Source organism: Calothrix sp. NIES-2098, from assembly GCF_963875125.1.
GTDB lineage: Bacteria > Cyanobacteriota > Cyanobacteriia > Cyanobacteriales > Nostocaceae > Aulosira.
In genome coordinates this window covers 5318519-5330507 of the sequence record NZ_CAWNKJ010000001.1, presented here as the reverse complement: position 1 = coordinate 5330507, position 11989 = coordinate 5318519, and the positions used below count along the sequence as shown (strand labels likewise).

Sequence of the window (11989 nt, the reverse complement as noted above, 5' to 3'; positions counted from 1 at the left end):
CACAGTACACAAGCTAATCACTGCCGATTGACACCTGAATAACTGATTATTCCTAATTAGCAGCCTTAATATAGTCGTATTTACTGCCAGTCGATCTAGTATTCAATTTTATATTTTTCTAATAATGCACAACCCTCAATTTTTCTTCCCAAATTTTTTATGGCAAAAATTTTCACAGTCCATCCTGATAATCCTCAAATCCGCCGTATAGAGGAAATAAAATCGGCACTCTCTAGCGGCGCAGTAATGCTCTACCCTACTGATACGGTCTATGCAATTGGTTGTGATTTAAATGCCAAGTCGGCGGTGGAACGAGTACGGCAAATTAAGCAGCTAGCGAATGACAAGCCACTGACATTTTTATGTCCTTCACTATCAAATGTCGCGACTTATGCCTTTGTCAGTGATACAGCTTATCGAATCATGAAGCGCCTGATTCCAGGCCCGTACACATTTTTATTACCTGCTACTAAATTGGTACCAAGACTAGCGCAAAACCCCAAACGCAAAACTACAGGCATTCGAGTTCCAAATCATACTGTATGTTTGGCATTGCTGACAGCCCTAGGTAATCCCATTATCTCTACTTCGGCTCATCTGCCGCCAGATGAGGTAGACGATGAGATTGGAGCCAATCCAGAATCTAGTTTGTCTCAGGTGGAACTGTTTGACCGTTTGGATAACTTAGTAGATGTAATTGTAGACACTGGCGAGGAACCCACATATGATGTGTCTACAATTTTGGATTTGACAGGAGATCGACCAATGATTACACGACGAGGTTTAGGTTGGGAAGCAGCCGCAGCATGGGTTTAAGGAATGTACTTCACAAGCTAATTCGTCAATTTCGGAAAATCTAAGTAAAGAAGCTCCAGTTTAACAATTGTCCTAATTACAGGGGTCAAAAGCAAGTAGTAGCGGATGACGACAAAGCCCGGCACAGTAATAGTTTGGGTCAATTTTAGAACATGGTAAAGACCTCTGTGCCACCTGGATGAGGTTGCTTGTGAAAAAACCGACACAATGCTAGCCTGTAACTTTTTCAGATTTCTTACAGTCATATATGTGAGCACTGCTCACAGCGAGTCTTGATGAATAAATACCAAATTTAGGAAGCAAGACTAGACTCAGGTGCTGAATGGACATTGTTATAACGGTGCAATACCACTCCTAGTAAAAGTTATGAAAGCTAACCTTGCTAATCTGCCAACCTCCACATCTGCTTTTAACTTCCCCGCTTCCACCAAAGAAGTAACAGCCAGCAACATCGATACCCTGATGCAACTGCTATTAGAAGAAATCCAAGCTCAAGTAAAAGCCGCACCTGGGTGTGTGCAAGCGGTAGCTCAACGCATAGCTAGAGAAGTGGAACGCATTTGTGATAAAAGCACCCGCATCCAAACATCAGGAGAAATCCAATCTTGGCAGCTGACGCTAGCAAGACATCGTTTGCAAAAGTGTCTGCGTTACTACCAACTGGGTTCGCGCAGAGGACGTGTAGAATTACATAGCAATTTGGGTGCTATGGTTTATCGCCACGTTACTGTTTCCGGCTCAGATATGGGATTTCAGGGACGTTACAACCTGATTGAAGATTTTTTACAAGCATTTTATATTGAAGCGATTAAAGCTTTCCGTCGGGAAAATGAACTGGCTGAAGATTACACGCCCCGCACTCAGCTACAACTAGCAGAATACATGGCATTTACAGAACAATATGCCAAGCGCCGCATCAATTTACCTGGGAGTGCTAGTCAGCAGTTGATTATCTTACGTGCCCAAGGTTTTGCCCGTCGCCAGCCTCAAGAAACTACCGTAGATATTGAAATGGCGGTAGAGTCGGCTAAGAGTGAAGAAGGCGAAGCTTACCAGCGTAACTCGGCGGTGCAACAGCTAAGATCGCAGATGATAGCGCAAAATAACTTCGATCCCTCAGAAGAATCAGAACGCGATCGCGTGATTGCAGAATTAATCAATTATTTAGAATCTCAAGGTCAATCTGACTGTGTAGATTACCTCACTCTGAAGCTGCAAGACCTATCTGCACCAGAAATTGACCAGATTCTCGGTTTGAGCAGCCGTCAGCGCGACTACTTGCAACAGCGTTTTAAATACCATGTAGAAAAGTTTGCCAAGCAACATCAATGGCAATTGGTACATCAATGGCTAGGTGCAGGTTTAGAGCATAGATTGGGTCTTTCTGCGCAACAGTGGCAAACATTTTTAAGCTTGTTGTCAGAACAACAACAGCAAATTTTACAATTAAAAACTGCACGCCACAGCGACCAAGCGATCGCTAAAACCCTCAAATGCACCCCCAAACAACTGCAAAAGCGCTGGACTCAACTGTTAGACCTCGCATGGGCTATTCGCAACGGTAATACTCAAGTTCAGACAGGCTGAAACAGTGCTAGTCAAGAGTCAATGGTCAAGAGTCAAGAAGGTAATAATTATATTATCTCCCTTCTCCTCCTTGTCTCCTCATCTGCCTTTATCTTTTCAAATGTTGCAGTAAAAGTAAATTGCGATCGGGCTGTCAGCCATCTCGTCTGTCTTTCTCGGATTTAATCTCCTATCAACTTCATCTTGTGGAAAAAATCAAATATGTAACTTCATCTCCATCCCTTCTGATTACAACAGACAGGAATGGGGGTAAATTCATTCCGTTGCATTCATATTAATAAGAAATTAAGAGAGAATAAATAATATGATATTCGGTAAATTACCCTAAATATGTCATTGCGAGTGGAACGACGCAATCACAGAGTTTTTGAGATTGCTTACCTACGGTCGCAATGACGGTTATTTGAACGGATATGATATAACTTAAAACAGAAAAAGAAAAAATGAATAATTTTGATTTTTTAAGTTATTTTCAAAACGAACAAAATTTATCAAATGAAAAATTAAGTGACATCATTTTTACACCATATAAAGTAGGAGAATTAGTTTTAACTTCAGGAAAATTAGTTGCTTGCGATCCCCTAACATTAGCAGATAGCGAACCTTTCACAGCCAATTTCGCGCCAGGTCGTTACCCAGTGATTTTGAGCATTGCCCACATTCAAAAGAACAACTCTCGAAGAGTTGCCTATGCAATGCTTTGTCTGAGCGAACAAACTCCAGTGGCGTGGGAAATGGCGACTCACCCTACTGAAGACTTAAGTTCTCTACAAGAAGATGAATTTTTTGGTTATGGAGTTGACTCTGGAACTGGTTGCTTCATGGATGCAGATACTGCTCAAATTATGGATGACTCAATTTATTCTAAAAACACATACCAAGAAAGCTTATTTTACAAGCTTAACTGCGAGTTAGAAAAAAATTACAGTCCTACATGGGATTGGGCAGATATGTGTGTAGATAACTCAAATCAAGCAAATGTCATTGCCTTTTCTTCTGGGTGGGGCGATGGTATTTACCCTACTTACTTCGGATTTAATATAGAAAATAAAATTGTTAAAGTCATAACAGATTTTCATCTGTAAACTCAATACTATACTAACTTTCTGCATAAAGTCATCAAACTAGAAAAAGAGTCCTTGGTTTTACAATATAATTCTCAATAGTTGTGATTAATAAAATTGATTAACAGAAAAATTAGGGCTTATAGAAACCCTTGAGATCAACTTTTCCATATGTGGTGAAAAGTCAGGGCAATAATATTTCAATTTACAAAATTTGGTACAAAAGTACTAAAAAACTTCAATGTTCTATCTCTTAATTCAGCCTTTTTGATGGGAAATTAAAAATTCCTATTAAGTAACATATCTTGTATGGCTGCTTTCGTGGAATCCTAGAATCAAGAGCGATTTTGGCAGAGGGATTCAAAATGACTATGACTCAAGGCGCACGGGCAAATAAGTCAGGAAATATTTTAGAAGGAAATATCGAAGCAGTCTTGAACGGACATCATTATTTCCAAATCGGAAGCCATGTCACAAAGGAATTCCTCTTAACTGCGACCTTATTACCAAAACGCTATGCCAAACAGGTTTATATTGGTGCAGGAATTTATCAAACTGCCCTAAAAGTAGATTTTTATGTTGTTGGTTTATCAGCCAACCCGTCAGGGTTAATTATTGAGTGTAAATGGCAAGAAAGTGGCGGATCTGTTGATGAAAAATTCCCTTATTTAAATTTGAATATTCAGCAATCTTACCCAGCACCAACTATTGTTGTTATTGGCGGTGAAGGAATGAGAGAAGGAGCAATTAACTGGCTGAGGCAACAGGTGAAGTATAATCGCAATTTATTAGGAGTTTACAGTTTAGATAGATTTATAGCTTGGGCAAATAAATATTGTTAATAGGAAGTAATTAATAATTCGTAGATCGTACCGCGTTTTTTAGTATTAGAATTAATTGATCTAGCTGCCGCGATCGGATAAATATTAAAATTAATTTCTTGATATAGGTTTCTAATAAATTCACAATCAGAATTACATATCATCACTTGAACACCCCGATTTGCTAATGTGGCACAAGTATCTCGTAATCGTTCTTGGTCTGCTTTACTAAAAGAATCACGATTGTAACCTGTAAAATAACTGGTACTACTTATCGGATGATAAGGCGGATCGCAGAAGACAAAATTATCGCTGTTAGTTGCATGATTCAGAACTTCAACAAAATCAGCCTGTTTGATTTCCGTATGCGAAAGTGCTGCTGAGGCTGATCGTAGTAAATATTCATCACAAATATTAGGATTTTCGTATCTGCCTATAGGCACATTAAATTGACCCTTAGAGTTGACTCTGTAAAGCCCATTGAAACAAGTTTTATTGAGATAAATTAAACGCGCAGCTTTTTCTAAATCAGTGCTTCCAGGATTAGCTCTTACGCTATAATAATAGTCTCGATTATGGCGGGTTTTATGTTCTTGTAATAAACCTATTAATTCTTCAACTTTATCTCGAACACAGCGATAAGTAATAATCAATTCTGCATTAATATCAGTAATAACTGCTGCTTGTGGTTGAAGATAGAAAAAAACAGCGCCCCCACCAATAAATGGCTCAAAGTAAGTTTTATATTTTGTGGGTAAATAAGGAATATATTGCTGAATTAATCGACTTTTACCACCTGCCCACTTCAAAAAAGGACGCGGGCAAATTTCTTTAGGAATTTGGCTTACCATTTTATTACAACTTACTTACTAAATCTAACTACTATAAACTAACGAATCATATTTTATAGGAATTTATTAATTTTCATTCCCTATCCATTACAATTGAATTAAACACGCATATCAAAACAAACTTATAGTCTATAGCAAGGCAGTCTAAATAAATGTTTGACGGATTCTGGGATAACGTCCTGCGCTACCCCCGCTACTTGATTACTATCATCTTTGGTATTTTTTTGAACACATTTGAGCCTTTGTTTCCATTGTTGAAACGCCCAGTCACCTTGATTGCCCTTATAGGTTTACTTTTTGCCAGCCTAGCTTTTATTACTTTTACCCTGCGCGCAATGCTGGGCTTAAGTACAATTTAGGTTGGGGTTATAGGAGGGTTTGCCCTCTAGAGAGTTGGGCAAGCACTATCCTACCTGATTTCCATCTATTGTTATGTTGTACAACCTCTGTGAGGAGGCAGAATTTTTATGGCTACAAATCGCCGCGTTTCCCGCGTTGCTGAATTGATTAAACGGGAAGTTAGCCAAATGCTACTTCACGGCATTAAAGATGACCGTGTGGGTACAGGAATGGTCAGCGTAACTGATGTTGATGTCTCTGGTGATTTACAACACGCCAAAATTTACGTCAGTATCTACGGTACAGAAGAAGCTAAAGCGGAAACAATGGCGGGCTTAAAGTCAGCAACTGGTTATGTCCGCAGCGAACTGGGTGCGCGGGTTAGGCTACGTCGCACCCCAGAAGTAATATTTATCGAAGACCGTTCTCTAGAACGCGGTACAAGGGTGTTGTCGCTGTTGAACCAACTCAAGTATGAACGTCCATCCGAAAATTTGTCAGCAGAGGATGACAACAATGTAGACGAAGATGATGATGAATTCTCGGAATAAGTAACTTAAACAACAAAGTAACTTCTCGAACAATTAATCCCTGAAAATTCGCCAGCCAGTTTACAGACGTGACTAGATAACGTCTGTTTCAATGTGACTATAGCTTCAGGGAAGAGTTTTTTGCATAAGTTTAAGTAACTCGGCGCAAGTAAAGCTAAGTTGTAAGGATCGTCATCTGTCGTTGTTAAGGATTTTAAGTCTGTTTATGTTTCGTAATATATTCCTCTGGATTCCTACCAACTGAACTTATACATTGTTTGGTTGTTTTAGTTTTAGAAACCTACTGCAAACACTGTACTGAGTGGGGAATGGTTCTTTTTCTCCTGCATAGATGCATAATTATGTAATTGTCGTTCATGTCACTGTTGCTAGTTTCTTAAGGAATTGAAATTACTGTTTAGCGCTGTGGGGATCGCTAATTGTTGAGACTTTCAACAATATCTTCTGGTCTGTACTACTTAAAATGAGCGATCGCTTCATCCAAGTTCTTGCTACCCTAAAACTAAATCATTCCACAAGTATTTTTCGTTTTATTAAGTGCCAAAGTTAACATAGCAAATGAGAATTTCTTTAAGAAATAATTAACAGATGAGAGGCTGCAAGGTTTCCTAGTGTAATTTAGCCCTAATATTTTGCAATCGTTTATACCCTAATTTCTGCTAGAGATTACGGCCGAGTTTTCATGTAGATAATTAGCTGCAACACTAGGCCAGCTTTGACAGTGCCCAACTGTTTTCTATGTACTATTCCCAATTCACTCAACTATGCTTCAAGCCTTTCGCTGCAACCATTTAAACCCTTTTAAATTAAAAACAAATAATCTGCATAGCAGGTTATGTTGACTACCCTGGTATTCTTATATGAAGCATATTTACCAGCAATGTCAGAATATGTTGACTTTATTTACATTTCTTTAGATAATTTGAAGGAATGTAGCGTCAAAATGAAATTAGTTCCGTATAGCAAAATACAAAACATTAGCTACAAGTCTAATTCTGGTCATGTTTGTTCCAAGTAAATATCGGGAACACTATCTACGTGTAATTTGTGAGTAAAAATCATGAGTGTGAATACGGTGCCCTCTATCAGTTACTACTCTTTGGATGTAATTCAAGACGAAGCACGCCGACTGGTGCAGAAGGGAATGGTCAGCCGGCAACAGCCAATATATACACTCTGCCAATACATCCCTGCGAGAGAGTGGGTTTGCGTTGAATGTGAGTTAGAAAAATGTGACTTTTTGTTACGCGATCGCATTGGCGATCTGATTGGTCGTGAAGAATGGGACAACGACTAATCAATACATTCAACTTCAGATTTGACTCAATTTCAGATTTTGGATTGAGAACCGAATTTGAGGGATAATCTCTGGTTTTAATTAACATTACTCCGATCCAGGATCTTAAATTCCCCATTAAGAGAGAAGCATTAGAGTCGAATTTATACAACTTTTCCAGTAGCGATCGCATCGACATCCCAGTTTTTGTTTATATCCGATGCCGCCATCTGAGTATAGTATGTACATTCCCTAACCGGGGCAGTTTCCAATCGTAGACTGCTCCGGTAATTTTTCACATAAGTTCCTAATGGTAAACTAACTTAGCCAACTTGCTCTAAATACTGATTAACGTCTTCAATCACGCGAGTCAGTTCTGCTTCTGTAGTCAGGCGAATATTGACATCACGAACGGTAAGCAGGACTTTAGCAGCAAAGGGAGTAGGCCAGATATTCGGATTACAGAAAATTTCTAAAAATACCTCACCAGTGTAGCGATATTCGACAGGAGCCTGAGGAGTAACTTTTCCGCTACCTGGAGTCGTTTTAGCAGCCACAGTTTTGAGGCGAACCATCAATTCATCCAATGCTGCTTTTAATTCCTGTGCGCCTTGAGGTGAAAAACTGAAAGAGACAGAACCTTCAACTAGGTTCAACGTTAGGGGAGGAGAAGACATAAGTTATTTATTAAGACTCATCGATAATTACTCATGTTACCGGAATAAGTCTCCCTGCTATAAAATCAGGAATTACGCATAAATTTAACTTTTAAAGGCTGGATGTAAGCTAAGTAGGTAAACATTATGGTTCTCAATCACAGCCAGCTAAAAACCATATTAGCTAACAATAGTGTTAACTCAGATGCTCTAGAACTACTTTGGGAAGTTGACTCACACAAGATTTATGGATTGAGAGTTCCTGGCGCTGAAGCTATTGATTTTTGGCAAAAACTTCGCCAGCTTGTTGGCGATACAGGACACTATCCTTTGTTGTTAGGTAATGAAGATGAACTTGAATCTCACTTGGAAAGCATTCAATTCTATGAATCTTTAACTATTGCTGAAATCATCGATCGGGGAAATTCTTTAAATGCTTGCGAGTGGCTGAATAATATAGCGCAAGAGCGACGGAAAGAATGGGAAAATTATAGGAAACACGATGAGAATATCATTTTAGATCCGCTAACATTAGCAGAAATAGGAGAGTGGAAAGAGGCGATTTCTGCTACCAATCGAGAATATACAATTCCCTATAATATTTTGAATCGATTACCACATCCAAATATAGTTGTGGCATTAGTGCCAACTACATTTAGCTGGGAAGTTCCGGCTTTTCTCAAGTTTGGCAATTGGAACGACTGTCCTGCATCAGAAATACATGTTTGTCTGATGAAGTATTGGTATGAGAAGTATGGTGCAGAGGTAGTTGGTATTAGCCATGATGTAGTGGAAATGTGCGTTCAGCATCCTCCTAAAAATCGTGAGGCTGCATTTCAACTGGCTCAAGAACAGTATATTTACTGCTACGATATCGTAGACCAAGGAGTAAGAACGCTGAATAAATTAGCAAATCTCTTACTACACAACAAAGTCTGGTACTTTTGGTGGGATTAAGTTAACAAAGATGGTGCGTTACGTCATTAACGCACCATAAGAATATTGGATAATTTATTTTTTGGTATTTCCTTAGATAATCTACTGAGAATGCTTTTAGTGAATTAACTTGCTAAAACTCTAGTCAAGTAACCACATTTGAGAAGAACTATCTTCAGACTCATCTGGTTGTGCTGGAGCTAGCTTTTCTGATGTTCGGTAAGATTTTCTGTAGTTATCTTGGTGATAGGTTTGTTTTACTGGTTGATAGGTTGGCTTTTGTGGTTTTAAAGCGCTACTTTGTTTACTTTGTTCTACAAGTTTGGCATTGGCTTCGGCAAATTTTTCCTTTTCTTCTTTTAGAGAGTTGACTTCTTCTATCAGCTTGGAATTAGATTCTGCAAGGTGCAATGCGGCTTTTTTCGCTTCATCAAGCTCTTTCGTTAGCCGTTTAGCTAATGTTTTTTGTTCGGATACAGAGGATTGTAAATCTGCAACTTGTTTTTGCAGGGCGGCTTCCTTTTGCTGAGATTGATCGAGAGTTTCTTTTAACTCTTTGATGGTTACTTCTAAATCAGCTTTGGTGGGAGTTGTACGTCTAGCGGAAGTTGGTTGTTCGGGTGTTGGTGATTCCTCTAGTTCTGGAGTATTTTGTTCGATAATTTCCTCAGCATTAACTTCGATAGCTGATTCACCTTCGGAAGGAGTAAATTTTTGTGCTTCTTCTTGTAATAAATCGGAGAGACGTTTCTTTGCCATTATTTCCTCCAGTCAAGCTGTAATTCATTGGCTACACGGCGATAGTCAGATTCCGCTTCGCGTGCGTGTTTTCCTCGCCATTGAGTAATTGGTACACCCTCAAGTGCTGCTCGTTCGTGCGCTTTATAGGCACGAATAAAGGTTTTAAAAGCAGGAATTCCTAATCCCATGAGAGTGTTTTGTGCCTCAACTGCTTCCCCCAAACTGCGCGTGTCAACTTTGGTTAGTAACACTCGATGGGGAACACCCACAGGAGTGACAGCTTTTCTGACTGTCTCAACTAGGACAGCTAGATCCATTGCGGCTGGGGGTGTAGGTAAAACCAGATAATCTGCGATCGCTACTACCGTCGCCAATGCTTCAGAGCGCAGCGCCGGAGGCGTATCCACTACTACTAAATCGTAACCTGTTAGCTTTGTTAAATCACCTAAAAGTTTTGGATTGATTTCTTGAGATAGATCGAATCCCATAGCATTCTGATTGCGCCCAAACCACCAACTGGCAGATCCTTGAATATCTGCGTCAATCAAAATCACCTTTTTTTCTAAGGCAAAGTTTGCAGCCAGATTGACTGCGGTAGTCGTTTTACCGACGCCTCCTTTACCGTTGAGTATAACGACGATCTTTGGCACTGCTTACTTCCGACGCTGCCATACAAGAATATACTGCTTTGTGCCTCTGAGGTTTATTTTGCTAACACTTGCTTACAATCGGGAAATAGGAGATGGGGGAGTGTGGGGAGAAATGACAAATGACCATTGACTGTCAATCATCGAAAAACTTGTCACAATAAAATCCGGAACTCATCATCTGTGTTGATATGACAATCACTAACACTCTACCTGATGGCCCTAGAATGTCGCGCTTTTTGCGGTTGGTAAAGTTTATTACTCAGCCAGTGAAATATGTGGAAGATTTTGCTCAAACCTATGGCGATCGCTTTACTATTTGGGGTAGCAAAGATACTCATATTATCTACTTTAGTCAACCTGAAGCATTAGAGCAGATTTTTACTGCCGATTCCAAGTGTTTTGCGTCAGGGGTAGGTAGTGGGGGTTTAGGATTTTTACTGGGCGACAACTCTTTGATTTTACTGGATGGCGATCGCCATCAACGCCAACGTCAATTATTAACGCCTCCTTTTCATGGCGAAAGAATGCGCGCCTACGGTGAAGATATTCGTAAAATAACTGAGCAGGTAAGTAATGAATGGAAAATAGGTAAACCTTTTAATATCCGTAGTTCGATGCAAGAAATTACCTTGCGCGTCATTTTACGGGTGGTGTTTGGCTTAGATGAAGGACAGCGCTTTCAAGAACTTCAGCATTTGCTATCTTCTCTGTTAGATTTCATGGGTGCGCCTTTGATGTCCAGCGCCTTGTTTTTTGGCTTCTTACAAAAAGATTTAGGTGCGTGGAGTCCGTGGGGGCGAGTGAAGCGTTTAATCCAGCAAATCGATCGACTTATTTATACTTTGATTGCAGAACGACGAAGCGAAACTGAAAAAAATCGGCAAGATATCCTCAGCTTAATGATGGCTGCTCGTTATGATGATGGGCAACCAATGTCTGATATAGAATTGCGCGATGAATTAATGACATTGTTAGTTGCAGGACATGAAACTACTGCTTCTGCATTAACTTGGGCGTTTTACTGGATTGACCAGTTACCAGAAGTGCGGGAAAAGTTGCTGCAAGAACTGGATACTATTGGTACTAACTCAGATCCAAGTAGCATTGCTAAGTTGCCTTATTTAACAGCAGTTTGTCAGGAAACCTTGCGAATTTATCCCATAGTGATGAATGGTGTACCGAGAATTGTGAAATCCCCAGTTGAAATTACAGGCTATAAAATTCCCAAAGGAAATGTAATTATTCCTAGTATTTATTTAGCGCACCATCGCCCAGAAGTTTATCCAAATCCCAAACAATTCCAACCAGAACGCTTTTTAGAACGACAATTTTCCCCATACGAATATTTACCTTTTGGTGGTGGTAATCGCCGCTGTATCGGTTTAGCATTTGCTCAGTATGAAATGAAAATTGTCTTAGCAACAATTCTGTCGCATTTTCAAGTTTCACTGGTCAACAAGCGTCCTGTGCATCCTGTACGTCGCGGTCTAACTGTCGCCACGCCACCAGGAATGCGGATGATTGCCAGACCTCAAGTAAAGCGTGCAAGTACGCCAGTATTAACTTAGGTAATTTATATTAGCGATCGCTACGCTACATTACAGCTATTGTGCCAAGAAGATGAATTATCTCGATTTCTACAAACTTTCGCAAAGATAAGAACAAGGCGGTGAAACTACTGTTACCTATTTCCTCGGCTTG

General features: G+C 39.7%; 14 protein-coding genes. 9 read left to right on the top strand and 5 right to left on the bottom strand.

The window, feature by feature from the left end; translation table 11 throughout:
• The first annotated feature begins 159 nt into the window (after positions 1-159).
• The 4 genes from AACU33_RS22440 (at position 160) to AACU33_RS22425 (ending at position 4309) form a co-directional block, all read left to right on the top strand.
• Positions 160-816, top strand: a complete 657-nt coding sequence (locus tag AACU33_RS22440; protein ID WP_096590741.1) for an L-threonylcarbamoyladenylate synthase — start codon at positions 160-162, stop codon at positions 814-816.
• A 366-nt stretch (positions 817-1182) separates the two neighbouring features.
• Complete coding sequence (locus tag AACU33_RS22435) at positions 1183-2403, top strand: HetZ-related protein (protein ID WP_096590740.1); 1221 nt, start codon at positions 1183-1185, stop codon at positions 2401-2403.
• A gap of 443 nt (positions 2404-2846) precedes the next feature.
• A complete protein-coding gene (locus tag AACU33_RS22430; RefSeq protein ID WP_096590739.1) occupies positions 2847-3488 on the top strand; it encodes a DUF4241 domain-containing protein in 642 nt (213 codons plus the stop codon).
• Positions 3489-3832: 344 nt separating this feature from the next.
• Positions 3833-4309 (top strand): PD-(D/E)XK nuclease superfamily protein, encoded by a 477-nt coding sequence (locus AACU33_RS22425; protein WP_339376216.1) that lies wholly within the window; start codon positions 3833-3835, stop codon positions 4307-4309.
• Here AACU33_RS22425 and AACU33_RS22420 read toward each other — a convergent pair.
• A complete protein-coding gene (locus tag AACU33_RS22420; RefSeq protein WP_096590738.1) occupies positions 4306-5139 on the bottom strand; it encodes a DNA adenine methylase in 834 nt (277 codons plus the stop codon). The two genes, AACU33_RS22425 and AACU33_RS22420, sit on opposite strands and share 4 nt — an antisense overlap.
• 152 nt (positions 5140-5291) lie before the next feature.
• Between AACU33_RS22420 and AACU33_RS22415 the strand changes: the two genes are divergently transcribed.
• The 3 genes from AACU33_RS22415 to AACU33_RS22405 all read left to right on the top strand — a co-directional run bounded on the left by AACU33_RS22415 (position 5292) and on the right by AACU33_RS22405 (position 7326).
• Positions 5292-5498 carry a DUF751 family protein gene (locus tag AACU33_RS22415; protein WP_096590737.1) on the top strand — a complete coding sequence of 69 codons (207 nt, stop codon included), beginning with the start codon at positions 5292-5294 and terminating at the stop codon, positions 5496-5498.
• Positions 5499-5606: 108 nt separating this feature from the next.
• Positions 5607-6029 (top strand): 30S ribosome-binding factor RbfA, encoded by a 423-nt coding sequence (gene rbfA, locus AACU33_RS22410; RefSeq protein ID WP_096590736.1) that lies wholly within the window; start codon positions 5607-5609, stop codon positions 6027-6029.
• 1060 nt (positions 6030-7089) lie between these two features.
• Positions 7090-7326 carry a DUF4327 family protein gene (locus tag AACU33_RS22405; protein WP_045872662.1) on the top strand — a complete coding sequence of 79 codons (237 nt, stop codon included), beginning with the start codon at positions 7090-7092 and terminating at the stop codon, positions 7324-7326.
• Positions 7327-7469: 143 nt separating this feature from the next.
• Here the strand turns inward: AACU33_RS22405 and AACU33_RS22400 are convergent, their stop codons facing one another.
• The gene (locus tag AACU33_RS22400; protein ID WP_339376215.1) at positions 7470-7604 is read right to left on the bottom strand and encodes a hypothetical protein; all 135 of its coding nucleotides are present in this window, start codon (positions 7602-7604) and stop codon (positions 7470-7472) included.
• Between the two features lie 24 nt (positions 7605-7628).
• Positions 7629-7982: a hypothetical protein gene (locus AACU33_RS22395; protein ID WP_096590735.1), complete on the bottom strand. Its 354-nt coding sequence runs from the start codon at positions 7980-7982 to the stop codon at positions 7629-7631.
• A 126-nt stretch (positions 7983-8108) separates the two neighbouring features.
• Here AACU33_RS22395 and AACU33_RS22390 point away from each other — a divergent pair, with 126 nt between their 5' ends.
• Positions 8109-8918 carry a DUF4253 domain-containing protein gene (locus tag AACU33_RS22390; protein WP_096590734.1) on the top strand — a complete coding sequence of 270 codons (810 nt, stop codon included), beginning with the start codon at positions 8109-8111 and terminating at the stop codon, positions 8916-8918.
• Between the two features lie 120 nt (positions 8919-9038).
• On the opposite strand, the gene AACU33_RS22385 is transcribed toward AACU33_RS22390, so the two are convergent.
• Together AACU33_RS22385 and AACU33_RS22380 are read right to left on the bottom strand one after the other, a co-directional pair.
• Positions 9039-9656 carry a hypothetical protein gene (locus AACU33_RS22385; protein WP_339376214.1) on the bottom strand — a complete coding sequence of 206 codons (618 nt, stop codon included), beginning with the start codon at positions 9654-9656 and terminating at the stop codon, positions 9039-9041.
• Positions 9656-10288, bottom strand: a complete 633-nt coding sequence (locus AACU33_RS22380; RefSeq protein ID WP_096590732.1) for a ParA family protein — start codon at positions 10286-10288, stop codon at positions 9656-9658. Before AACU33_RS22380 ends, AACU33_RS22385 begins: the two co-directional genes overlap by 1 nt.
• A 188-nt stretch (positions 10289-10476) precedes the next feature.
• Between AACU33_RS22380 and AACU33_RS22375 the strand changes: the two genes are divergently transcribed.
• The gene (locus tag AACU33_RS22375; protein WP_096590731.1) at positions 10477-11856 is read left to right on the top strand and encodes a cytochrome P450; all 1380 of its coding nucleotides are present in this window, start codon (positions 10477-10479) and stop codon (positions 11854-11856) included.
• Positions 11857-11989: the final 133 nt, after the last annotated feature.